Source organism: Variovorax sp. Varisp85 (assembly GCF_047304045.1).
Taxonomy (GTDB): domain Bacteria; phylum Pseudomonadota; class Gammaproteobacteria; order Burkholderiales; family Burkholderiaceae_C; genus Variovorax.
The window spans coordinates 24319-48690 of sequence record NZ_JBGLYN010000041.1 but is presented as its reverse complement, the minus strand read 5'-3'; the positions used below and the strand labels follow the sequence as shown (position 1 = coordinate 48690).

At 67.0% G+C, this 24372-nt stretch carries 20 protein-coding genes; 8 read left to right on the top strand and 12 right to left on the bottom strand.

Annotation, left to right across the window (positions count from 1 at the left end; genetic code table 11):
- Window positions 1-3: 3 nt before the first annotated feature.
- The 12 genes from ACCC97_RS17355 to ugpB all read right to left on the bottom strand — a co-directional run bounded on the left by ACCC97_RS17355 (window position 4) and on the right by ugpB (window position 13692).
- Window positions 4-1314, bottom strand: coding sequence for a hemolysin family protein (locus ACCC97_RS17355; protein ID WP_007833260.1), 1311 nt, complete (start codon window positions 1312-1314; stop codon window positions 4-6).
- Between the two features lie 55 nt (window positions 1315-1369).
- Window positions 1370-1876, bottom strand: coding sequence for a cupin domain-containing protein (locus ACCC97_RS17350; RefSeq protein ID WP_007833262.1), 507 nt, complete (start codon window positions 1874-1876; stop codon window positions 1370-1372).
- A 16-nt stretch (window positions 1877-1892) separates the two neighbouring features.
- A complete protein-coding gene (gene grxD, locus ACCC97_RS17345) occupies window positions 1893-2219 on the bottom strand; it encodes a Grx4 family monothiol glutaredoxin (protein ID WP_007833264.1) in 327 nt (108 codons plus the stop codon).
- Between the two features lie 29 nt (window positions 2220-2248).
- Complete coding sequence (gene prmC / locus ACCC97_RS17340) at window positions 2249-3100, bottom strand: peptide chain release factor N(5)-glutamine methyltransferase (protein WP_413334051.1); 852 nt, start codon at window positions 3098-3100, stop codon at window positions 2249-2251.
- Window positions 3100-4188 carry a peptide chain release factor 1 gene (gene prfA, locus ACCC97_RS17335; protein ID WP_007833268.1) on the bottom strand — a complete coding sequence of 363 codons (1089 nt, stop codon included), beginning with the start codon at window positions 4186-4188 and terminating at the stop codon, window positions 3100-3102. Before prfA ends, prmC begins: the two co-directional genes overlap by 1 nt.
- Before the next feature lie 95 nt (window positions 4189-4283).
- Entirely contained in the window at window positions 4284-5555 is a 1272-nt protein-coding gene (gene hemA / locus ACCC97_RS17330) for a glutamyl-tRNA reductase (RefSeq protein ID WP_007833271.1), read from the bottom strand.
- 143 nt (window positions 5556-5698) lie between these two features.
- Complete coding sequence (locus ACCC97_RS17325) at window positions 5699-8473, bottom strand: DUF3772 domain-containing protein (RefSeq protein ID WP_413334048.1); 2775 nt, start codon at window positions 8471-8473, stop codon at window positions 5699-5701.
- 52 nt (window positions 8474-8525) lie between these two features.
- Complete coding sequence (gene ugpQ, locus ACCC97_RS17320; protein WP_413334046.1) at window positions 8526-9269, bottom strand: glycerophosphodiester phosphodiesterase; 744 nt, start codon at window positions 9267-9269, stop codon at window positions 8526-8528.
- A 124-nt stretch (window positions 9270-9393) separates the two neighbouring features.
- Window positions 9394-10401: a sn-glycerol-3-phosphate ABC transporter ATP-binding protein UgpC gene (ugpC, locus tag ACCC97_RS17315; protein ID WP_413334044.1), complete on the bottom strand. Its 1008-nt coding sequence runs from the start codon at window positions 10399-10401 to the stop codon at window positions 9394-9396.
- A 141-nt stretch (window positions 10402-10542) separates the two neighbouring features.
- Complete coding sequence (ugpE, locus tag ACCC97_RS17310; protein ID WP_007837107.1) at window positions 10543-11394, bottom strand: sn-glycerol-3-phosphate ABC transporter permease UgpE; 852 nt, start codon at window positions 11392-11394, stop codon at window positions 10543-10545.
- A 1-nt stretch (window position 11395) separates the two neighbouring features.
- Window positions 11396-12277: a sn-glycerol-3-phosphate ABC transporter permease UgpA gene (gene ugpA, locus ACCC97_RS17305; RefSeq protein WP_007837109.1), complete on the bottom strand. Its 882-nt coding sequence runs from the start codon at window positions 12275-12277 to the stop codon at window positions 11396-11398.
- A gap of 101 nt (window positions 12278-12378) precedes the next feature.
- Window positions 12379-13692, bottom strand: a complete 1314-nt coding sequence (gene ugpB, locus ACCC97_RS17300) for a sn-glycerol-3-phosphate ABC transporter substrate-binding protein UgpB (protein ID WP_007837114.1) — start codon at window positions 13690-13692, stop codon at window positions 12379-12381.
- 228 nt (window positions 13693-13920) lie between these two features.
- Here ugpB and serA point away from each other — a divergent pair, with 228 nt between their 5' ends.
- The 8 genes from serA (at window position 13921) to ubiB (ending at window position 24360) form a co-directional block, all read left to right on the top strand.
- The gene (gene serA, locus ACCC97_RS17295; protein WP_007837115.1) at window positions 13921-15153 is read left to right on the top strand and encodes a phosphoglycerate dehydrogenase; all 1233 of its coding nucleotides are present in this window, start codon (window positions 13921-13923) and stop codon (window positions 15151-15153) included.
- 270 nt (window positions 15154-15423) lie between these two features.
- A complete protein-coding gene (locus tag ACCC97_RS17290) occupies window positions 15424-19302 on the top strand; it encodes a DUF3683 domain-containing protein (protein ID WP_413334042.1) in 3879 nt (1292 codons plus the stop codon).
- A complete protein-coding gene (locus ACCC97_RS17285) occupies window positions 19299-19736 on the top strand; it encodes an HIT family protein (protein WP_007837117.1) in 438 nt (145 codons plus the stop codon). The genes ACCC97_RS17290 and ACCC97_RS17285 overlap by 4 nt, the downstream gene beginning before the upstream one ends.
- Window positions 19736-20149: a gamma-butyrobetaine hydroxylase-like domain-containing protein gene (locus ACCC97_RS17280; protein ID WP_007837118.1), complete on the top strand. Its 414-nt coding sequence runs from the start codon at window positions 19736-19738 to the stop codon at window positions 20147-20149. Before ACCC97_RS17285 ends, ACCC97_RS17280 begins: the two co-directional genes overlap by 1 nt.
- A gap of 134 nt (window positions 20150-20283) precedes the next feature.
- A complete protein-coding gene (gene ubiE, locus ACCC97_RS17275) occupies window positions 20284-21015 on the top strand; it encodes a bifunctional demethylmenaquinone methyltransferase/2-methoxy-6-polyprenyl-1,4-benzoquinol methylase UbiE (RefSeq protein WP_007837120.1) in 732 nt (243 codons plus the stop codon).
- 31 nt (window positions 21016-21046) lie between these two features.
- Window positions 21047-22078, top strand: a complete 1032-nt coding sequence (locus ACCC97_RS17270; RefSeq protein ID WP_007837121.1) for a Tim44 domain-containing protein — start codon at window positions 21047-21049, stop codon at window positions 22076-22078.
- Window positions 22079-22240: 162 nt separating this feature from the next.
- Window positions 22241-22798: an SCP2 domain-containing protein gene (locus ACCC97_RS17265; protein WP_007837122.1), complete on the top strand. Its 558-nt coding sequence runs from the start codon at window positions 22241-22243 to the stop codon at window positions 22796-22798.
- Complete coding sequence (gene ubiB, locus ACCC97_RS17260; RefSeq protein ID WP_413314793.1) at window positions 22795-24360, top strand: ubiquinone biosynthesis regulatory protein kinase UbiB; 1566 nt, start codon at window positions 22795-22797, stop codon at window positions 24358-24360. Before ACCC97_RS17265 ends, ubiB begins: the two co-directional genes overlap by 4 nt.
- Window positions 24361-24372: the final 12 nt, after the last annotated feature.

The following is a 24372-nucleotide window of genomic DNA, read 5'->3' as shown; positions in this document are numbered from 1 at the left end:
CCGTCAGCCGGCCGGCGCCTTGGCAGTGGCCGAGCCCTTCGTGACCATCACCTGGTCAATGCGGTAGCTGTCCACGTCCATCACCTCGAAGGTGTAGCCGCCCCAGGTCACGCTGTCGGTGCGCTTGGGTACGCGGCGCAGCATCACCATCAGGAAGCCGGCCAGCGTCTCGTACTCCTCCGAGTGAGGCAGTTCGTCGATGTGCAGTGCGCGCTGCACGTCCTGGATGGGCGTGATGCCATCGATCAGCCACGAGTTCTCGTCGCGCTGCACGATCTGCTCCTCGTCGGGCATGGAGACGAGGTCGCCCATCACCGTGCTCATCACGTCGTTGAGCGTGATCACGCCCACCACGAGGCTGTATTCGTTGACGATGATCGCGAAGTCCTCGTGCGCCTGCTGGAACTGTTCGAGCACCTCGGTGAGCGACAGGCGATCGGGAATCACCAGCGCCTTGTGCAGCGGCAGGCCCTGGTCGAAGGCCAGCGGCTGGCCGCTCAGCACACGCTGGAACATGTCCTTGGCATCGACGTAGCCGAGCACGTGGTCGATGTCGCCGTCGCACACCGGATACGCCGAGTAGGGCTCGGCCACGATGCGCGCACGCAGCACCGTCTCGGGGTCGTCGTGCAGGAACCAGGCGATGCTGTCGCGCGCCGTCATCACGCTGCTGACCAGGCGCGTCTCCAGTTCGAACACGTTGGCGATCACCTGTTGCTCGCGCACCGCGAGCACGCCGGCCCGTGCGCCGGCCTCGGTCATCGCGAGGATGTCGGCCGAGGTGATCTTGTCGTCGCGCGCCATCGGCATGCCGAGCACTTTGAAAAGCAGGTCGGTGCAGCGCGTGAAGAACCACACCAGAGGCTTGAAGGTGGTGATCAGCACCTGCATCGGCCCGACCATGCGCACCGCCAACTGCTCGGGGTTGCTCATGCCCAGCCGCTTGGGGAACAGGTCGGCGAACACCAGGAACACCGCGATGATGATGACGAACGAGCACAGGAAGGCCGCGTTGGCGGAGGCCTCGACGCTCAGCCATTTCTCGAAGAACACCGCGAAGTAGGGGCTGAGCGAGCCCTCGCCGACCACGCCGCCGAGGATCGCCACCGCGTTCAGGCCGATCTGCACCACGGTGAAGTAGTGGCCGGGTTGCTCCTGCACGCGCAGCACCTTCTCGGCCCGGGGGTCGCCCTCGTCGGCCATCTGGCGCAGGCGCAGGCGGCGCGAGGCGGCCAGGGTGATTTCGGCAAGTGAGAAGAACGCGCTCATCGCGATCAGCATGGCGATGATGAGCAGGCTTTGGGTCAGGGTCATGGTGGCACGTCGAAGACGGCCACCATGGTGCCATGACTCGACACCCGAAAAGTGCTCAGACCCCGCCCTGCGGATGCGTGGGGTCGACCCAGAGTACCGATTCGGGCTTTTCGACGGGTTCGATGTCGAGGTTGACCGCCACCGCTTCGCCATCGCTGCGGCACAGCACGCATTCGAGCGTCTCGGTCGCGCTGGCGTTGATCTCCTGGTGCGGCACGTAGGGCGGCACGTAGATGAAGTCGCCCGGTCCGGCCTCGGCCGTGAACTCGAGCTTTTCCCCCCAGCGCATGCGGGCCCGGCCGCGCACGACGTAGATCACCGATTCGAGATGCCCATGGTGATGGGCGCCGGTCTTGGCGTCGGCGTGGATGGTCACGGTGCCGGCCCAGAGCTTCTGCGCGCCCACGCGGGCGAAGTTGATGGCCGCTGCCCGGTTCATGCCGGGCGTCTGGGCGGTGTTGGCGTCGAGCTGGTTGGCCGCGATCACGCGCACGCCATCGTGCTTCCAGGCCGACTCGCCTTCTTCATGCGAATGGCCGTGATCCGCGTGATCGTGGCTCATTGCGGGTCCCGTGGAATCAGGCTGCGCCGCCGCCGATGACCTGCTGCAGTTCGCCTGATTCGTACATCTCCATCATGATGTCCGAGCCGCCGACGAACTCGCCCTTCACGTAGAGCTGCGGAATCGTGGGCCAGTTGCTGTATTCCTTGATGCCCTGGCGGATGCCGTCGTCTTCGAGCACGTTGACGGTCTTGAGCGTTCGGGTGTCGACGCCGACCGCCTTCAGGATCTGGATCGCGCGGCCCGAGAAGCCGCACATCGGGAAGCTGGCGTTGCCCTTCATGAAGAGCACGAGGTCGTTGGTTTTGACGAGGTCGTCGATGCGTTGCTGGGCGTCGGACATGGGGACTCCTGAAAAGTGGGCTGGGGGGATTATTTCACCGTGCGCCAGATTCCGCCGGAGCAGCGCTGGATGCCGGCGAGGTCGTCGCGGCTTTGCACTTCGGCGAAACCGCGCGCGGCGAGCAGTTGACGCACGGCCGCAGCCTGGTCGTGGCCGTGTTCGAGCAGCAGCCAGCCGCCTTCGGCGAGGTGGCCGGGAGCGTTCTGCACGATCTGGCGGATGTCGTCGAGGCCGTCGGCGCCCGCGACCAATGCGGAAACGGGTTCGTGGCGCAGGGCGGGCAGGTGCGGGTCGCCGGCGGCGATGTACGGCGGGTTGCTCGCGATCACCGTGTAGCCGCTGCTGGCGCCGTCGAGCCAGTTCGCTTCGGTGAAGCACACCGGCAGGCCGAGGCGCTGCGCGTTGGCCTGGGCGACCGCCAATGCGTCGGCGCTGGCGTCGACCGCGTCGACTTGTGCATCGCGGCGGGCATGTTGCAGGGCCAGTGCGATCGCACCGCTGCCCGTGCCGAGATCAAGCACGCGCGGGGCGACACGGCCTTCGAGGCACTGCAGCGCCCATTCGACCAGCGTCTCGGTGTCGGGCCGCGGCACCAGCACGCGTGGATCGACGTGCAGGGCGAGGCCGTGGAACTCCTTCTCGCCGAGCAGATACGCGATCGGCTCGCCCGCGAGGCGGTGCGACAACTGCGCGCAGAGCGCGGCCCACGCCGCGTCGGGCATCGCATCGGTGTCGTGCGCCAGCAGCCAGGCGCGGTCATGCGGCGCCCGGCCCAGCGCGTGCAGCAGCAGCAACTGCGCGTCGAGCCGCTCCACGCCCAGCGCGACGGCCGCGGCCAGTGCCTGCGCCACGGTGGACGGCTTCGGGTCGTCGGCGGTCATCACGCTGGCAGGCTCGATTCCAGCTCGGCCAGCTGTTCGGCCTCACGCGCGGCGCGCAGCGCGTCGAGCACGTCGCCAAGGTCGCCTTCCATGATCGCGAGCAGCTTGTAGAGCGTGAGGTTGATGCGGTGGTCGGTGAGCCGGCCCTGCGGAAAGTTGTAGGTGCGGATGCGGTCCGAGCGGTCGCCGCTGCCGATCAGGCCCTTGCGCATGGCCGCGTCCTTGGCCGCTCGCTCGCTGCGGTCCTTCTCCTGGATGCGCGCCGACAGCACCTGCAGCGCCTTCGCCTTGTTGCGGTGCTGGCTGCGGTCGTCCTGGCACTCGGCCACGATGCCGGTCGGGATGTGCGTGATGCGCACGGCCGAGTCGGTCTTGTTGATGTGCTGTCCGCCCGCGCCGCTTGCGCGGTAGGTGTCGATGCGCAGGTCGGCCGGGTTGATCTGCACGGCCACGGTTTCGTCGGGCTCGGCCAGCACGGCGACCGTGCAGGCGCTGGTGTGGATGCGGCCTTGTGTTTCGGTCGCCGGCACGCGCTGAACGCGGTGGCCGCCCGACTCGAAGCGCAGGTGGCCGAACACCTCGTCGCCGACGATGCGGATCACCACTTCCTTGTAGCCGCCGAGCTCGCTTTCGCTCTCGCTCACCACCTCGCAGCGCCAGCCGGCGCGCTCGCAGTAGCGCGTGTACATGCGCAGCAGGTCGCCCGCGAACAGGGCCGATTCGTCGCCGCCGGTACCGGCGCGGATTTCGAGGAAGGCGTTGCGCGCGTCGTCGGGGTCCTTCGGCAGCAGCAGGCGCTGCAGTTCTTCTTCGAGCTGCACCAGCTCGGCTTCGGCGCCCGCGATTTCTTCCTTTGCCATCTCGGCCATGTCGGGGTCGTCGAGCATCTCCCTGGCACCGGCGATGTCGGCCTCGCGCTGCCTGTAGCGCTCGTAGCGGCCGGCGATCTGCGTGACTTCGGCATGCTCGCGCGAGATGGTGCGGTACTGCGCCATGTCGCTCATGATGTCTTCGCGCGAGAGCAGGAAGTCGAGCTCGCCGAGGCGTTGGGCGTAGCGTTCGAGTTGGTGGCGCAGAAAGGATTTCACGGAGGAACGGGACTCGAAAAATATGGAGGTGCTGCCGCAAAAGGGCAGCGCGCATGAAGACCGCGGCCGATCGGGCCTGGCGACGACGAGCGTCGCTAACGCTCTTTGCGCAGGAACAGGCGCGAGATGGCCTGCGCCGTCTGCTCGCGCGAGGCAGCATCGCCCGCGTGCAGTTCGGCCATGGCGCCGTGCATGATCTTCTGCGTGAGCCCGCGCGACATGGCCTCGAGCACGGCATCGACCGATTCGCCCCTGGCCAGCAGCTTGCGTGCGCGCGCCATCTCGGCGGCACGCCATTCGTCGGCCTGCGCATTGAGCTGCTGGATCAGCGGCACGGTGCCGCGCTGGCCCAGCCAGTGCATGAAGCTCTGCACGCCGGCGTCGATGATGACTTCGGCCTGCGCGACAGCCGCCTGGCGGTTGGCCTGGCCCTGTTGCACGACCTGTGCGAGGTCGTCGACGGTGTAGAGGTAGATGTCCTCGAGCGCCTTCACTTCGGGCTCGATGTCGCGCGGCACGGCCAGGTCGACCATGAACATCGGGCGGTGCTTGCGTGCCTTGAGCGCGCGCTCCACGGCGCCCAGGCCGATGATCGGCAGCGTGCTCGCCGTGCAGCTCACGATGATGTCGAACTCGGCGAGTCGCGCCGGCAGGTCGGCCAGGCGCATCGCTTCGGCGCCGAAGCGCGAAGCCAGTTTTTCGCCGCGCTCGAGCGTGCGGTTGGCAATGGCGATCGACCTGGGTTCCTTGGCTGCGAAGTGCGTGGCCGCGAGGTCGATCATCTCGCCCGCGCCGACGAACAGCACGCGCGTTTGATGAAGGTCTTCGAAGAGCTGGCCAGCGAGCCGGACCGCCGCGGCGGCCATGCTGATGGAGTGCGCGCCGATCTCGGTGGCGGTGCGGACTTCCTTCGCCACCGCGAAAGAGCGCTGGAACAGCTGGTTCAGCGTGCTGCCGAGCGCGCCGGCGGTTTCGGCCGCGCGCACGGCATCTTTCATCTGGCCGAGGATCTGAGCTTCGCCGAGCACCATCGAGTCGAGCCCGCTGGCCACGCGGAAGGCATGGCGGGCGGCTTCGTCGTCCTGAAGCGTGTAGGCGTGCGATCGCAGCAGGGCCGGGGCCACGCCGCCGCTTTGCGCCAGCCAGCCGAAGGTGTGGTCGAGTGCGGCCTGTTCCGAGGCGCAATAGATCTCGGTGCGATTGCAGGTGGAGATGATCGCGGCCTCGACCTGGGGGTGGCGGCCGGAGGCAAAGGAACTGCGCAGGCTCTGCAGCGTGGGGGCGATTTGGTCGAGCGCGAACGCGAAACGACCGCGCAGGTCGAGCGGCGCGGTCGTGTGGTTCAAGCCGAGAGCCCAGACTGACATGGCCGTGATTATAAAATCAGCAGCCGCATGAGCCTTGCGGAGGGACAAATGGCTTTCCCTATGACAGCCATATCCTTCGCCGCATGTCCCGGCGCACGCGCAATTCCCTCCGATGGACCTGCTGGCCCTCCTCGATCACCTGTTCAATTTCGTCGCTCCGGCGGCCTTCCTGGCCCTGGTGCTGGCTCTTGCCGGCCGGTTCCTGGGCGGCGGGCGCGCCGGCGTCCCGCGCTGGTGGGTGCAGTGGGCGCTGACCTTTGCCGTGGGTGTCGGCGTGTCGGTGATCGGCCTCGTGGTGTTCGGGCGCGACGGGATGATGGCGACCTACGCTGCGCTTGTGGTGGCCTGCGGCACCGTCCAGTGGCTGGCGATGCGCGGCTGGCGCCGATAGGGCCGATCGACTCCGGGCTGCGGCGGCGGGCCCCCCCGCCCCCCCGCCCCCCCCCGGCACAGGGACGCCTGCCCGGGGACGGGGAGGAGGGCGTGGCGGGTGCCCGCGCCCCCCCCCCCGGCTCGGAGGGCGCCATCATGAAGGTGGTCGGCGTCGCCATCGGCAACGCGGCTTTCCTGAGCTCGTCGAGGATCACGAACAGCAGGTCGCTGCGCACGCCGCCCGCGAGCCGGGGGCTCGCCACATAGGCGATCGCCTGGAAGATCAGCAGCCCGTTCTCGATACCCTCGAGCGTGAGCGACGGCGCCGGCGTTTCCAGCACGCCTTCGTGCCCCCTGCAGGCCGCGAGGATCAGATCGCGCACGCGCTGCGCGTCGGTGGTCAGCGGCATCGGCAGGCGGATCAGCACGCGGCCCTCGGCATTGGCCAGCGTCATGTTGCGAACCGTCTTGGTGATGAACTCCGAGTTCGGCACGATGAGTGTCGAACGGTCGCCAAGCTGGATCTCGGTGGCGCGCACGTTGATGCGCCGCACGTCGCCCTCGGCCGTGCCCAGTACCACCCAGTCGCCCACCTTCACCGGCTGCTCCGCCAGCAGGATCAGCCCGGAGATGAAGTTCTGCACGATCGCCTGCAGCCCGAAGCCGATGCCCACCGACAGCGCGCTCGCCACCCACGCGATGCGCTCGATGCCGATGCCCAGCGCCGACAGGGAGAACGCAATCACCATGATGCCGCCCACGTAGCCCAGCAGCGTGGTGATCGAGTTCTGCATGCCCGGCTCGAACTGCGTGTTCGGCAGGTAGCTGCGCGTGAGCCAGCGCTTGAAGATGCGCAGGACGATGAAGCCCAACACCGCCACCGCCACCGCGCTCAGGATCGCGCCCGGCACCAGTTGGAATTCGCCTACCTTCACGCCGGTGCCGAGCTTGCCGCTGCGCTGGAACACTTCGCTCGGAGATGTGCCCAGCGGCGCGGCCAGCGCGATCAGCATGTAGACGAACAGCGCCACGCGGCTGATGCCCGACAGCACCGTGGCCGCCTGGTCCAGCGTCTGCGGTGCGAGGCTGAAGCTCTTCTGCAGCTTCTGGCCGAAGGTGCTGCGCGAGGCTACGCTGGCCATGAACACGTCGTCGGCGAACTTGAACAGCACGTAGAAGGCAGCGGCCACGATGCCGCTCCAGGTCAGCTGCGAGGCCAGGAAGCTGCCCAGCGCCACGTAGCCCAGCGCCACCAGCACCCAGATGGCGATCATCAGCATGCCGATCAGCGCCACCAGCAGGCCGACCCACATCGGCCGCTCGGGCAGGCCGGCCTCGGGCGCATCGGCGCGCAGCGCCTTGAGCCGGTAGATCACCGTGCCCACCAGGGCCGTCAGCACCAGCGCCGTCAGCACATGCGTGGTCACCACGGCGGCGAAGCTGGCGTCGATCAGCGCATTGATCTCGGCCGGCGTCCAGGCCAGTGCCGCCACCAGCGCCACCAGCCAGGGCAGCGCGGCAAGCCGGCTGGCCGTGGCGTCGGGGATCGGCGGCAGCCGCCATGAGGGGCGCGAAGTGGCCAGCAGCGCGCGGCCCAGGCCGATGACGAAGGCCATGAAGGTCAGCGCCTGCGCCGCCGATTGCAGCGCCTTGCGCGCCTGCGGGTCCCAGGTGGCGTAGGTCTTGAGCACTTCCACGAAGCCGTGCGCGGCTACCGCCACCAGCAGCACGTGGCTCGCGACGATGGCGATCACCAGCAACGAGCGGCGCAGCCTGCCGGCCGGCAGCACCCGCATGGAGAGCCGCGCCAGCAGGTGCTCGGCACCCCAGACGCCCAGGAAGGCCAACAGCAGCGCGCCTATCAGCGCGGCGATCACCGCCGTGCGCGATGCGGGTGCCAGCGCCTGTTCGATGCCGTTGCCGAGGGCCGTGCCCATGGCCTGCAGCCGTGCCAGGTCGTCGGGCCAGGCCTCCTGCAGGTCGTTCCAGAAGGCCTCGGTGAGCGGCGAGGCCGCGCGCTCGGTGAGCTGGGCCTCGAACAGTGCGCGCCGCTGCGTGACCAGGTCGGCGCCGCGCTGGCGCACGTCGATGGACAGAAGCTTCGCAAGCCGGATGTCGGCGTCGAGCGCGTTGCGCTCCTTCGTCAGCTGCGCGCGCTGGCGCGTGATGCCGGGGTCTTCGGTGCTGCCGGCAGCGGGCGGGTTGCCGAGCTCGCCCAGGCGTGCGTTGAGGTCTGCGAGGTCGCCGGTGCGCGCGGCGACGAATTTGTCCGCCTGCGCGCCGATGTCGTTGATCTGCCCGATCTGCTTGCGCGGGTCGTCCTCGGCGTCGCCGCCCTTGCCCGGGTCGGCGGTGAGCTTGTTGAATTGCGCCCGCAGTTCAGCCACGGTGGGCGCGGGGGCTGCCGCGGCGGCGGTGTTGGCGCTGTTGTTGGGATTGCCGGTGCCGGCGTTCATGCTGGCATCGGGCTGCGCGAACGCGCCGCACACCGACAGGGCCAGCAGGATGGCGAGGCCGAAGCCCGCCAGGCGAGAGGTCCGATTCATGGCCGCATCATAGAAGCGGCCATGAGGTAAGAGCCTGTAAGAAACGTGCGCCTCAGCCGGTCGGGCTGAACAGGTCGACCCGGTCAGTGATGATGCCATCGGTACCCAGGCCGATCAGCCGCTGCGCCGCCCATTCGTCGTTCACCGTGTAGCTCAGCGCGCGCATGCCGGCGCCGTGCACCTGCGCGACTACTGCGGCGTCCCACAGCGCGTGATTGCAGACGATGGCCACGCAACCCAACTGTTGCGCGGCTTCGAGCCAGCCGTTCCACAGCGTGTCGAGCAGCAGACCGCGCGGCAGCTCTGGCTGCACCGCTTGCGCGCCTTTCAGCGATTCGACCTGGAAGGACGTGAGCAGCGGCGGTACGGCCGCGCCTTGCCACAGGCGCGCAGCCTCACGCGCCACCACCTCGCCGGTTTCGCGCTCGACGCCCGGCGTCGGCTTGATCTCGATGTTCAGCAGGTGGCCGTTCGCCAGGCAGTAGCGCGCGAGGTTCTCCAGCGTGGGCAGCGGTTCGCCCGCATGGGCGCGTGAGTGCCAGCTGCCCGCATCGAGCTGCGCCAGTGCGCTCCAGGGCTGGGCGCCGCCGGTGCCGTGGCCGCTGGTGGTGCGGTCCAGTGTGGCGTCGTGCATCAGGAAGGGCACGCCGTCGGCGCTGAGCTTGGCGTCGCACTCGAACATGCGGTAGCCGTATGCCGCGCCGAGCCGGAACGCGGCAAGAGTGTTCTCGGGAGCCAGCTTGCCGGCGCCGCGGTGAGCGACCCAGCGGGGGTAGGGCCAGGAATTCATGATCATTTCCTGAGTTGGCTTTCGGCTTCTTCGTGGGACACCGCGGAACCGGCTTTGCCGGGCCGCTGGTGTCGCCCCCGGTAGGGGGTAGGAGAAGCGACACGAAGTGCGCGAAGCCTGGGGGCGAGCATTAGTCCGCGCGCTTGCCGGAGCCGGCGTCGAACCAGTGCAGCTTGTCTTCGCGTGCGGCGATCTTCACCGTGTCGCCTGCCACCGGCGGATGGTCGCCTTCGTCAGTGCGCATGATGATCTGCTCATCGCCGATGCGGCCGTACACCAGGCGCTCGGCGCCCAGCAGCTCGACCTGCTCGACCTGCACCGTCCAGCCGCTCTCGTCGAGCTTCAGGTGTTCGGGGCGGATGCCCAGGATCTGGCCGGGCCGCACGCCCGGCGCATGCTTGAGCAGGTTCATCGGCGGCGAGCCGATGAAGCTCGCCACGAAGGTGGTCGCCGGACGCGAGTACACCTCTTCGGGCGTCGCGAACTGGTCCATCACGCCGCCGTTCATCACGATGATGCGCTGCGCCAGCGTCATCGCCTCGACCTGGTCGTGCGTGACGAACAGCGAGGTGATGCCGAGTTCGCGGTGCAGCTTCTGGATTTCGAGGCGCGTCTGCGCGCGCAGCTTGGCGTCGAGGTTCGACAGCGGTTCGTCGAACAGAAAAACCTGCGGCTGGCGCACGATGGCGCGGCCCATGGCCACGCGCTGGCGCTGGCCGCCGGAGAGTTCGCGCGGCTTGCGCTCCAGCAGGTGGCCGAGTTCGAGGATCTTCGCGGCCTTGTCGACGCGCACCTTGATCTCATCGACCGGTACCTTGGCGATCTTCAGGCCGTAGGCCATGTTCGCGAACACGCTCATGTGCGGGTACAGCGCGTAGTTCTGGAACACCATGGCGATGTCGCGCTCGGAGGGTTCGAGCTGGTTCACCACCTTGCCGCCGATGGCGATCTCGCCGGCCGAGATTTCCTCCAGGCCGGCCACCATGCGCAGCAGCGTGGACTTGCCGCATCCCGAGGGGCCGACGATCACGATGAATTCATGGTTGGCGATCTCGGCGCTCACGCCGTGGATGACCTGGTTGGCTTTCGGCCCGTGGCCGTAGCGCTTGATGACGTTGCGTAGGGAAAGTGCAGCCATGTTCTTCTCGATTTCGGCCTCGACCACGAGGCGCTGTTATTTCCAAAACCACCGCGGAACCGGCTTTGCCGGGCCGCTGGTGGTGCCCCCGGTAGGGGGGAAGGCGTAGCGACACGAAGTGCGCGAAGCCTGGGGGCGAGCCTATTTCTCTGTATCAACAAGGCCCTTGACGAACCACTTTTGCATCAGCACAACCACCAGCGCGGGCGGCAGCATGGCGAGGATGGCGGTGGCCATCACGACGTTCCATTCGTTCTGGCCGTCACCGCCGGCGATGAGCCGCTTGATACCGACCACGATCGGGTACATGTCCTCGTTGGTGACCGCCAGCAGCGGCCACAGGTACTGGTTCCAGCCGTAGATGAACTGGATCACGAAGAGCGCGGCAATGCTGGTCTTCGACAGTGGCAGCAGCACGTCGAAGAAGAAGCGCATCGGGCTCGCGCCATCCATTCGCGATGCCTCGGTGAGTTCCTCGGGCACGGTCAGGAAGAATTGGCGGAACAGGAAGGTGGCCGTGGCCGACGCGATCAGCGGCACCGTGAGGCCCGCGTAGCTGTTCAGCATGCTCAGGTCCGACAGCACCTTGTAGGTGGGCAGGATGCGCACTTCCACCGGCAGCATCAGTGTCACGAAGATCGCCCAGAAGCAGATCTTCTTGAAGGGGAAGCGGAAGTAGACGATGGCGAAGGCTGACAGCAGCGAGATGGCGATCTTGCCGATGGCGATGACCAGTGCCGTCACCAGGCTGACCCACATCATGTGGGCCACCGGGGCGTTGGAGCCTGCGCTGCTCGCGCGGCCGAAGAGCGCGCCCTTGTAGCTGTCGAGCATGTTCGAGCCCGGCAGCAGCGGCATCGGCCGCTGCACGATTTCCTGTGCGGTGTGGGTGGACGCCACGAAGGCGAGGTAGATGGGGAAGGCGACGATCAGGACGCCGAGGATCATCACCACGTGGGCCAGGACGCCCTGAGTGCTTCTTCTTTCAACCATGTCAGTACTGCACCTTTTTCTCGACGTAGCGGAATTGCACGATGGTGAGCGCGATCACGATCACCATCAGCACGACCGACTGCGCGGCCGAGCCACCCAGGTCCAGCGCCTTGAAGCCGTCGTGATAGACCTTGTAGACGAGGATTTCCGTGTCCTTGCCCGGACCGCCTTCGGTGGCCGCGTGAACGATGGCGAAGGTGTCGAAGAACGCGTAGACCACGTTCATCACCAGCAGGAAGAAGGTGGTGGGAGACAGCAGCGGGAACTGCACCGTCCAGAAGCGGCGCCATGGGCGCGCGCCGTCGATGGCCGCCGCCTCGATCAGCGACTTGGGAATGGACTGCAGGCCAGCCAGGAAGAACAGGAAGTTGTACGAGATCTGCTTCCACACCGCGGCCATCACGATCAGCGTCATCGCGTGCTTTGAATTGAGCAGGTGGTTCCAGTCGATGCCGATCTTGCCGAGCGCATAGGCGACCACGCCCAGCGAAGGGGAGAACATGAAGACCCAGAGCACGGCTGCCACGGCGGGCGCCACGGCGTAGGGCAGGATCAGCATGGTCTTGTAGAACATGCCCCCGCTCACGATGCGATCGGCAAAGACGGCCAGCGTCAGCGACAGGCTCAGGCCGATGGTGGCCACCAGCACCGAGAAGACGGCGGTGGTCTTGAACGACTCGCCATAGGCCGGGTCGTGGAACAGGTCCTTGAAGTTCTGCAGCCCGACGAAGTCGACGGATGTGCCGAATGCGTCCTGCTGCTGCATCGATTGCAGGATGGCTTGTGCCGCCGGCCAGAAGAAAAACACGAGGATCACCGCCATCTGCGGTGCCAGCAGCAGCCAGGGCAACCAGCCCGAGCGAAAGAAAACGCGTTTTTCCATGAACCCTCTACATAAAAAATCCCGCCCGGCCCGCTCTTGCGCAAGCGCGGACGGGGGCGGGCGATGTTAGCCGGACACGCGAGGGGTCCGGTTGTCGATCGTCAGCTCTTGTTGGCCTTCTGGAAGCGTTCCAGCTGCTCGTTGCCGCGGGTCACGATGGCGTCGAGGGCTTCCTTGGCGGTTTTCTTGCCGTTCCAGACCTGTTCGAGCTCTTCGTCCTCGATGGCGCGGATCTGCACGTAGTTGCCCAGGCGGATGCCGCGGCTCTTGTCGGTGACCTTGCGGATCATCTGTGTCACGGCCACGTCGGTGCCGGGGTTCTGCTTGTAGAAGCCCGAGTCCTCGGTGAGCTTGTACGAGGCCATGGTCACGGGCAGGTAGCCCGTGCGCTTGTGGCTGGCGGACTGCACTTCAGGCGTCGAGATGAAGCTGAAGAACTTGGCCACGCCCTTGTACTCGGCCGGTTTCTTGCCCGACATGACCCACAGGCTGGCGCCGCCGATCACGGTGTTCTGCGGTGCGCCCGGCACGTCCGGGTAGTAGGGCAGGGGCGCCAGGCCGTAGGCGAACTTGGCGTTCTTCGCCACGTTGCCATAGAAGCCCGAGGACGTGTTGATCATGGCGCACTCGCCCGAGACGAACGAGGCTTCAGGCACGTTGCCGCGGCCCTTGTAGATGAACAGGCCCTGCTTGGCCATGCTGGCCAGGTTCTCGATGTGGCGCTGGTGCAGCGGCGAGTTCACCTTCAGGCGCGCGTCCAGGCCCTGCAGGCCGTTGGACTTGCTCGCGAACTCCACGTTGTGCCAGGCCGAGAAGCTCTCGACCTGCGTCCAGTTCTGCCAGGCCGTGGTGAACGGGCACTTGTGGCCGCTGGCCTTGAGCTTGGCGGCGGCGGCGACCACTTCGGGCCAGGTCGACGGCGCCTTGTCGGTGGGCAGGCCGGCGGCCTTGAAGGCGTCCTTGTTGAAATAGAAGATGGTGGTCGAGCTGTTGAAGGGGAAGCTCAGCATCTGGCCATTGGGGGCGGTGTAGTAGCCGGCCACGGCGGGGATGTAGGCGGCCGGGTCGAACTTCTCGCCCGCGTCCTTCATGACCTGGCCGACCGGCACGATCGCGCCCTTGCTGGCCATCATGGTGGCGGTGCCCACTTCGAAAACCTGCAGGATGTGCGGTGCGTTGCCGGCGCGGAAGGCCGCGATGGACGCCGTCATCGATTCGTCGTACGTGCCCTTGAAGGTCGGCACGACCTTGTATTCCTTCTGGCTCTCGTTGAACTGCTTGGCCAGGTCGTTGACCCATTCGTTGTTGACGGCGGTCATCGAGTGCCACCACTGGATCTCGGTCTGGGCCTGCGCCACGTTGAACAGCGTGGTGGCGGCCAACGCCGATGCCAGCGCGAGCGTCTTGAATCGCATGAAGACTCCTGAAGGGGAAAATGGAAAGCGCGGATGCTAGGGCATGTGCATGACACAGCCGCGTCACATTGGCGCACGGAGCGCTGCTTTCTTCCAATCAGGGAAACCCCTTTGGCCTCATGCCCGGCGCGGGCGACAACCCTGCATGCTGCGCTGCACCATGCTAGCATCGCCCTCCCTTTTTCTGGCCTAGCTTGTCGCCATGGCCGGGGCTTCCGCGAGACCGCCATGAGCAGCAAAACCTCCCTCGACAAAAGCAGGATCAAGTTCCTCTTGCTCGAAGGCATCCACCCCTCGGCCGTGGAGGTGCTGCGCGCCGCCGGCTACACCAACATCGAGTCGCTGCCGGGCGCACTGCCCGACGCCGAACTCAAGGCCAAGATCGCCGATGTCCACTTCCTGGGCATCCGTTCGCGCACCCAGCTGACGGCCGAGGTGTTCGCAGCCGCCCACAAGCTGGTGGCCGCCGGGTGCTTCTGCATCGGCACCAACCAGGTCGACCTCGAGGCGGCGCGCGAGCACGGCGTGGCCGTTTTCAATGCCCCTTACTCCAATACCCGCTCGGTGGCCGAGCTGGTGCTGGCCGAAGCCATCCTGCTGCTGCGCGGAGTGCCCGAAAAGAGCGCGGTGGCGCACCGCGGCGGCTGGCTCAAGTCGGCCGACAACGCGTTCGAGATCCGCGGCAAGACGCTGGGCATCGTGGGCTACGGCTCGATCGGCGCGCAGCTGTCGGTGCTGGCCGAGGCGCTGGGCATGCATGTGGCCTTCTTCGACGTGGTCACCAAGCTGCCGCTGGGCAATGCGCGCCAAGTGCGCGAGCTGCACCAGCTGCTGGCGCAGAGCGACATCGTGACGCTGCACGTGCCCGAGACCCAGGCCACGCAGTGGATGATCGGCGCGGCCGAGATCGCCGCGATGAAGCCGGGCGCCATCCTGCTGAACGCCTCGCGCGGCACGGTGGTCGAGATCGAGCCGCTGGCCGAGGCCCTGCAGAGCAAGAAGCTGCTGGGCGCCGCCATCGACGTGTTTCCGGTGGAGCCGCGCACCAACAAGGACGAGTTCCTGTCGCCGCTGCGGGGCCTGGACAACGTGATCCTGACGCCGCACATCGGCGGATCGACGATGGAGGCCCAGGCCAACATCGGGCTGGAAGTGGCCGAGAAGCTGGTCAAGTACAGCGACAACGGCACCTCGACTTCTTCGGTCAACTTTCCGGAGGTGGCGCTGCCGGCGCACCCGGGCAAGCACCGCCTGCTGCACGTCCACCGCAACGTGCCGGGCGTGCTGTCCGAGATCAACAAGATCTTCTCGGACAACAACATCAACATCTCCTCGCAGTTCCTGCAGACGAACGAGAAGATCGGCTACGTGGTGATGGACATCGACGCGGCTTCTTCCGACCTGGCGCTGGAGAAGCTGGCGAAGGTGAGCGGGACGATCCGCAGCCGCGTGCTGTTCTGATTTGGGTTTCCCCGGGTACGGCGCTGGGTGCTGTGCCCCTTTCCTTGGAGCCCGCTCCCGGTTTTGCTCCCTCTCCCTCCAGAGGAGGGTTGGGGTGAGGGCAGCGGCATCAAAGCCACGACAGGCGTCCGGTATGCGGTACGGCCCAGCCCGCGCGACGCCCCTGGCACAAGGACAACGCCGGGACCCCAAGGCAAGACCCCAAGCCCTGCCTTAAAATCATCCCCCCGGCTACATGGGCGCGCAGCGCCTGGCCAAGGGCCCCACCCGATGAATGCTCCGACCGCGTTGAATACGCTGTTGTCACAGGCCGCAGAGCCCGTACGACTGCGCGAGATCCCGTACAACTACACCAGCTTCTCCGACCGAGAGATCGTGATTCGCCTGCTGGGCGAGCGCGGCTGGGAACTGCTCCAGACCCTGCGCGCCGAGCGCCGCACCGGCCGATCGGCGCGCATGCTCTACGAAGTGCTCGGCGACATCTGGGTCGTCCAGCGCAACCCTTACCTCGTCGACGACCTGCTCGACAACCCGCGCCGCCGCGGCCAGCTGGTCGATGCCCTGCGGCACCGCCTGGCCGAGGTGCAGAAGCGCCGCACCCCCGACAGCGACCTGCCGCGCGACCAGCTCGTGGGCGAACTCACCGGCCTCGTGGGCGAGGCGGTGGCCGCGTTCGACACCAAGTTCCGCGAGGTCGCCGCCCTGCGCCGCAAGGCCACGCGCGCGCTGCGCAGGCTCACGGCCAAGGACAACATCAAGTTCGACGGCCTGTCGCGCGTCTCGCACGTGACCGACGCCACCGACTGGCGCGTGGAGTACCCGTTCGTGGTGCTGTGCCCCGACACCGAGGCCGAGATGGCGCTGCTGGTGAAGGGCTGCATCGAGCTGGGCCTGACCATCATCCCGCGCGGCGGCGGCACCGGCTACACCGGCGGCGCCATCCCGCTGACATGGAAGAGCGTGGTCATCAACACCGAGAAGCTCGAGGCGATGACCGAGGTCGAACACGTCTCGCTGCCCGGCCTCGAAGCCCAAGTGCCCACCATCTGGACCGAAGCCGGTGTGGTCACCCAGCGGGTGGCCGATGCGGCCGAGCGCGCGGGCTTCGTGTTCGCCGTCGATCCGACCTCGGCCGAGGCCTCGTGCGTCGGTGGCAACGTCGCCATGAACGCCGGCGGCAAGAAGGCCGTGCTCTGGGGCACCGCGCTCGACAACCTCGCCTCGTGGCGCATGGTGACGCCGCAGGCCGAATGGCTCGAAGTCACTCGCATCGGCCACAACCTCGGCAAGATCCATGACGCCGAGAGCGCCGTGTTCGAGCTGCAGTACTACGCGGCCGACGGCAAGACGAAGCTGCGCACCGAGCGCCTCGACATTCCGGGGCGCACCTTCCGCAAGGAGGGCCTCGGCAAGGACGTGACCGACAAGTTCCTCTCGGGCCTGCCGGGCATCCAGAAGGAGGGCTGCGACGGCCTCATCACCAGCTGCCGCTGGGTGGTGCACAAGATGCCCGCGCACACGCGCACCGTGTGCCTGGAGTTCTTTGGCAATGCCAAGGACGCCGTGCCCAGCATCGTCGAGATCAAGGACTTCATGTTCGCCGAGCAGAAGCGCTCGGGCGTGCTGCTGGCCGGCCTCGAACACCTGGACGACCGCTACCTGAAGGCCGTGGGCTACGCCACTAAGTCGAAGAAGCACGGCGGCCTGCCGAAGATGGTGCTGTTCGGCGACATCGCCGGCGACGACGCCGATGACGTGGCCCGCGTCACCTCGGAAGTGGTGCGCATCGCCAACTCGCGCAGCGGCGAAGGCTTCATCGCCATCAGCCCCGAGGCGCGCAAGAAGTTCTGGCTCGACCGCAAGCGCACGGCCGCCATCAGCAAGCACACCAACGCCTTCAAGATCAACGAGGACGTGGTGATCCCGCTGCCGCGCATGGCCGAGTACAGCGACGGCATCGAGCGCATCAACATCGAGCTGTCGCTGCAGAACAAGCTCGCGCTCACCGACGCGCTCGAAGCCTTCCTGCTGCGCGGCAACCTGCCGCTGGGCAAGACCGACGACGCGCATGAAATCCCGGCGGCCGAGCTGCTCGAAGACCGTGTGGCGCAGGCCGTCGCGCTGGTGCAGGGCGTGCGCGCGCTCTGGGCCGAATGGCTGCGCGACGTCGACACGCTGTTCCCGCAGCTGCAGGACCACACCCTGCGCGCCAGCTGGAAGACCCAGCTGCGCCAGCCGCTGCAGGAAATCTTCAGCGGCGTGGAGTTCGCCCCCATCGTTGCCGAATGCGCGGCCATCCACAAGCAGGTGCTCAAGGGCCGCGTGTGGGTCGCGCTGCACATGCACGCGGGCGACGGCAACGTGCACACCAACATCCCCGTCAACAGCGACAACTACGACATGCTGCAGACCGCGCATGCCGCGGTGGTGCGCATCATGGCTCTGGCACGCAGCCTCGACGGCGTGATCTCGGGCGAGCACGGTATCGGCATCACCAAGCTCGAATTCCTGAGCGACGAGGAGCTGCGTCCGTTTACCGAGTACAAGGCCAAAGTCGACCCCGAAGGCCGCTTCAACAAGGGCAAGCTGCTGCGTGCGCCGGCAGGCCAGGCTCAGACGCTGCACGCCGACCTGACCAACGCCTACACGCCGAGCTTCGGCCTCATGGGGCACGAGTCGTTGATCATGCAGCAGAGCGACATCGGCGCCATTGCCGACAGCGTGAAGGACTGCCTGCGCTGCGGCAAGTGCAAGCCGGTGTGCGCCACGCACGTGCCGCGCGCCAACCTGCTCTACAGCCCGCGCAACAAGATCCTCGCGACCTCGCTGCTGGTGGAGGCCTTCCTCTACGAAGAGCAGACGCGGCGCGGCATCAGCATCAAGCACTGGGAGGAGTTCGAGGACGTGGCCGACCACTGCACCGTGTGCCACAAGTGCCTCACGCCGTGCCCGGTGAAGATCGATTTCGGCGACGTGTCGATGAACATGCGCAACCTGCTGCGCAAGATGGGGCAGAAGAGCTTCCGCCCAGGCAACGCGGCCGCGATGTTCTTCCTCAACGCGACCAATCCGCAGACCATCAAGGCGGTGCGCGCGGGCATGGTGGGCGTGGGCTTCAAGGCGCAGCGCCTGGCCAACGACCTGCTGCGCGGCCTCGCGAAGAAGCAGACCTCGGCGCCGCCGGCCACGCTCGGCCCGGCACCGGTCAAGGAGCAGGTGATCCACTTTATCAACAAGAAGATGCCGGGCAACCTGCCGAAGAAGACGGCGCGCGCGCTGCTCGACATCGAGGATGCGGACTACGTGCCGATCATCCGCAACCCGAAGGCGACCACGTCGGAAACCGAGGCGGTTTTCTACTTTCCGGGGTGCGGGTCGGAGCGCCTGTTCTCGCAGGTCGGCCTTGCCACGCAGGCGATGCTGTGGCACGCGGGCGTGCAGACGGTGCTGCCGCCGGGCTACCTGTGCTGCGGCTATCCGCAGCGCGGCAGCGGCCAGTACGACAAGGCGGAGAAGATGATCACGGACAACCGCGTGCTTTTCCACCGCGTGGCCAACACGCTCAACTACCTCGACATCAAGACGGTGGTGGTGAGCTGCGGCACCTGCTACGACCAGCTGCAGGGCTACCAGTTCGACAAGATCTTCCCGGGCTGCCGCATCATCGACATCCACGAGTACCTGCTGGAGAAGGGCATCACGCTGGCCGATGCCGGCGGTGGCGGCTATCTTTATCACGACCCGTGCCATTCGCCGATGAAGCAGCAGGACCCGATGAAGACCGTGAAGGCGCTGGTCGGCGACAACGTGCTCAAGAACGACCGCTGCTGCGGCGAGTCGGGCACGCTGGGCGTGTCGCGGCCCGACATCTCGACGCAGATCCGCTTCCGCAAGGAAGAAGAGCTGAAAAAGGGCGAGGCCGCGCTGCGCGACAGCGGCAAGGTCGGCGCGAAGGACAACGTGAAGATCCTCACCAGCTGCCCGAGCTGCCTGCAAGGCCTCTCGCGCTACGGCAACGACCTGAACAACGGACTGCTCGAGGCCGACTACATCGTGGTCGAGATGGCCAACAAGCTCCTCGGCAAGGACTGGATGCCCGAATACGTGGCCGCGGCCAACCAGGGCGGGATCGAGCGGGTGCTGGTATGACGGCGCAAGGCTGCCCGCTCTGCGAAGGCCCTGGCGGACGCGTCGTGTTCGAGGGTGCGAAGCTGCGCGTCGTCCACGCGGAAGAGGCAGGTTTCCCGGCCTTCTATCGCGTGATCTGGCGCGCGCATGCGCCGGAGTTCTCGGATCTCGACGCCGCCGGCCGCGCGCTGTGCATGGACGCGGTGGTGGCGGTGGAGCAGTGCCTGCGCGAGCACCTGCATCCCGCCAAGGTGAACATCGCCGCGCTCGGCAACATGGTGCCGCACCTGCATTGGCACGTGATTGCGCGTTTCGCCGACGACAGCCATTTCCCGGGCTCGGTATGGGCACCCGTGCAGCGCGCACGGAATACCGCGCACGAGGCGCATGTCGCCGCGCGCCTGCCGGCCGTCGAGGCTGCGATGATCGAACGCCTGGGTACAAGGAGCTTCTGATGGCAGGCTTGAAACAGGGCGCACCGACGCCGCAGTCGATCACCGTGCATGGCCAGTCGCGCGTGCTCGAAGTGGGCTTCTCGGATGGCACGACCTTCCGCATTCCCTTCGAGCTGATGCGCATCTACTCGCCGTCGGCCGAAGTGCAGGGCCACGGCCCGGGCCAGGAAATCCTGCAGACGGGCAAGCGCGACGTCGAACTCGTCGACCTCCAAGCGGTCGGCAACTACGCCGTGCAGCCGACCTTCAGCGACGGCCACAGCACCGGCATCTACTCGTGGGACCTGCTCTACGAACTGGGCGCGAAGCAGGCCGAGCTGTGGGCTGCCTACGAGCGCCGGCTGGCCGAAGCGGGCGTCGAGCGCGACACGCCGATGCTCGACAAGGGCGGCCACGCCTGCGGCAGCCACTGAGCCGCGAATCTGCGCGGTGCTCTCGAAAAGATAGCCCTGCGTCCAGGAAGGACGGGCGGAAAAAGCAACAAATGTCCGCCGTACGCGCGGGGTCGTCGGCTTGATGTGAGGGCTTCCGGCCTAACATCGGTTGCATGAGTACCACACACTTCGGCTTCGAAACGGTCGACGAAAGCGAGAAGGCACGCCGCGTGCGCGGCGTCTTCGATTCGGTCGCCTCGCGCTACGACGTCATGAACGACCTGATGTCGGCCGGCCTGCACCGCGCCTGGAAGGCATACACCGTGATGGTCGCGAACGTGGGCGAGGGCTCGCGCGTGCTCGACATCGCGGGCGGCACCGGCGACCTCGCGCTCGCCTTCGCGAAGAAGGTCGGCGCCACCGGCCAGGTGGTCCACACCGACATCAACGAAGCCATGCTGCGCACCGGCCGCGACCGTCTGCTCGACGCCGGCGTGTCGCTGCCCACCATGGTCTGCGACGCCGAGAAGCTGCCCTTTCCCGACGACCACTTCGACGTGGTGACGGTGGCCTTCGGCCTGCGCAACATGACGCACAAGGACATCGCGCTCAAGGAAATGAACCGCGTGCTCAAGCCTCGCGGCAAGCTGCTCGTGCTCGAGTTCTCGAAGGTCGCGAAGCCGCTCGCCAAGGCCTACGACTGGTACTCCTTCAACGTGCTGCCACGCCTGGGCAAGCTGGTGGCCGGCGACGACGCGAGCTATCGCTACCTCGCCGAATCGATCCGGATGCATCCCTCGCAAGAGGAGCTCAAGACCCTCATGAAAGAGGGCGGTTTCGGACATGTGGACTATCACAACATGACTGGGGGAATCGCCGCCCTCCATGTTGGAATCAAGTGTTGATGACGCGAATCTTTCGCTCAGAGGAGACGACATGAAGAGTTTGGGTTCTTTGTTTTTGGCAGCTGCATTGGTGCTGGTCAGTGTCCAGGCCGAGGCTGCGCGCATGGGCGGCGGCAAGTCGTTCGGACGCCAGTCGTCCAACGTGACGCAGCGCCAGGCCACGCCTCCCGCAGCGCCGGGCGCACCCACGCAGCAGAACGCGACCAATGCGGCGGCGGCGAAGCCCGCAACGCCCGCACCCGCGGCGGCCGCGCCGAAGCGTCCGTGGGGCGCCATGCTCGGCGGCCTGGCCGCCGGCCTGGGCCTCGCATGGCTCGCGCATTCGCTCGGCCTCGGCGCCGGCTTCGGCAACATCCTGCTGATCGGCCTGCTCGTGCTTGCCGCGGTGGTGGTGTGGCGCATGATCAAGTCGCGCTCGCAGCCTGCCGGCAACGGCCAGGGCGGCTTCGCCTTCCAGGGTGCGGGCGCCAGCCCGAGCAATGCCAGCGCGCCGGCGCAATACAGCCCGGCCAACGTGGGCAACGACGCATCGGCACGTCCATGGGAGCGCAATGCCGCCGCCTTCGACGCCACCCCGTCGAACGACGCGCCGCACGGCAGCAGCCTCTCGGCAGCGGGTGCCGCGGCCGGTGGCAGCATGATCGGCTCGGCGCTCGGCGGTTCGCAGTCCTGGGGCATCCCCGCGGGCTTCGACGTCGACGGCTTCCTCGGCGCCGCGAAGCGCAACTTCGTGACACTGCAGGATGCCTGGGACCGCGCCGACGTCTCGATGCTGCGTTCGATGATGACCGACGGCATGGTCGACGAGATCCGTACCCAGCTGGCCGACCGCGCCAGCCACACGGGCGGCGCCTCGAACAAGACCGAAGTCGTGATGCTCGACGCCAAGCTGCTCGGCATCGAGGAACTGCCCGACGCCTACATGGCCAGCGTGGAGTTCTCCGGCATGATCCGCGAAGACGCCTCGGCCGGCCCGGGTCCGTTCCGCGAAGTGTGGAACATGACGAAGCCGACCAGCGGCAACAGCGGCTGGCTCGTGGCTGGGGTGCAGGCACTGCAGTAAATAAAGGCTCGCCCCCCAAGGCTTCGCGCACTTCGTGTCGCTTCTCCTGCCCCCTGCCGGGGGCAACACCAGCAGCCCGGCAAAGCCGGTTCCGCGGTGTTTCTGGAAAAGGGCATGTGGTCCATGGGTCGCGGGGCGCTACAGTGACGGGATAATGGGGACATGGCCACACCATCGTCCCCATTTTCTTTTCTCGGCGACCTTTTCAATCGCATCGGCGAGCGTCTGCAGCCCCCGGACTGGGCGGTCCACGAGATCCAGCATCGCGCGGTCCTGTTCCTGAACCACGTGCTGCAGCAGGAGCCCGAGGCTCAGCAGCGGCTGCTGCGCCAGCAGGGGCGGGTGGTGCGTTTCCAGTGGCGCTTCGTGACGATGGAACTGGTGGCCACGCCGGCCGGCCTGCTCGACCTGGCACCTGAGGGCTCGGTGCCTGAACTGACGCTCACCGTCATCGACGAATCCCCCTTCGACATCGCCCGCGCCACGCTGCGGGGCGACAAGCCGGCCGTGCAGATCATCGGCGACGTGCAGCTGGCGGCCGAGGTCAACTGGCTGGTCGATCACGTGCGCTGGGACGTCGAGGACGACCTGGCCCGCCTGATCGGCGACGTGCCCGCTCACACGCTCGGCAACGGCGTGCGGCGCGTCGTGGGCGCGCTGCGCCAGTTCGTCGGCGATCGCTCGGCCAAGGCTGGCGGCTCGGCGAGCGCGGCCGAATGAGGCGCTTCTACCGCGGCCTGTTCATCGTCTGGGTCGCACTGCGCTACGGCCTCGACGAGCTCGTGCTCACGAGCTTCCAGAAGCCCTGGCTGCGCGTGGTGGCGCGCGTCGTCTCGTTCGGGCGCAACCTCGACGCGCCGCGCGGCCAGCGCCTGCGCGAGGCGCTCGAGCGGCTCGGCCCCATCTTCGTGAAGTTCGGCCAGGTGCTGTCGACCCGGCGCGACCTGCTGCCGCCCGACATCGCCGACGAACTGGCCTTCCTGCAGGACCGCGTGCCGCCGTTCCCGTCGGCGGTGGCCATCGCCACCATCGAGCGCGCGTTCCGCCGGCCGGTGGGCGACGTGTTCGTGCAGTTCGATGAAACGCCCATCGCCAGCGCGTCGATCGCGCAGGTGCACTTCGCGACCATCCGCACCAACCAGGGCGAGTTGCGTGAAGTGGCGGTGAAGGTGCTGCGTCCCAATATGCGCGGCGTGATCGAGAAAGACCTGGCGCTGATGGCCATGATGGCCGGCTGGATCGAGAACCTCTCGGCCGACGGCAAGCGCCTGAAGCCGCGCGAGGTGGTCGGCGAGTTCGACAAGTACCTGCACGACGAGCTCGACCTGGTGCGCGAGGCGGCCAACGCCGCCCAGCTGCGCCGCAACATGGCCGAACTCGACCTGGTGCTGATCCCCGAGATGTTCTGGGACTTCTGCCATCCGGAAGTCATCGTGATGGAGCGCATGAAGGGCGTGCCCATTGCGCAGATGGACCGCCTGCGCGCGGCCGGCGTCGACATTCCCAAGCTGGCGCGCGACGGCGTCACCATCTTCTTCACGCAGGTGTTCCGCGACGGCTTCTTCCATGCCGACATGCATCCCGGCAACATCCAGGTGAGCCTGGCGCCCGAGACCTTCGGGCGCTACATCTCGCTGGACTTCGGGATCATCGGCACGCTGACCGAGTCGGACAAGGAATACCTGGCGCAGAACTTCGTGGCCTTCTTCCGGCGCGACTACAAGCGCGTGGCCGAGCTGCACCTCGAGAGCGGCTGGGTGCCGGTGGGCACCCGCATCGACGAGCTGGAGGCGGCGATCCGCACCGTCTGCGAGCCGTACTTCGACCGGCCGCTGAAGGAAATCTCGCTGGGCATGGTGCTGATGCGCCTGTTCCAGACCTCGCGCCGCTTCCACGTCGAGATCCAGCCGCAGCTGGTGCTGCTGCAGAAGACGCTGCTCAACATCGAGGGCCTGGGCCGCAACATCGATCCCGAGCTCGACCTCTGGGCCACGGCCAAGCCCTTTCTCGAGAAATGGATGGTCGACCAGATCGGCCCCAAAAAGCTGTTCCAGCAGCTCAAGGCCGAGGCGCCGCGGTACGCCAAGCTGCTGCCCCAATTGCCGCGCCTGCTGCACGATTTCCTCGAAAATCGGCCGGTCGACAACCGCCGCGAGCTGCTCGAACTGCTGGCCGAGCAGAAACGCACCAACCGTTTGCTGCAGACGATCGTCTACGGTGGCATAGGTTTTGTATTGGGGTTGCTCGCCATGCAATTGCTGGTGCGCGTGCGTCTGTTCTAGAGGAGTTTCTGC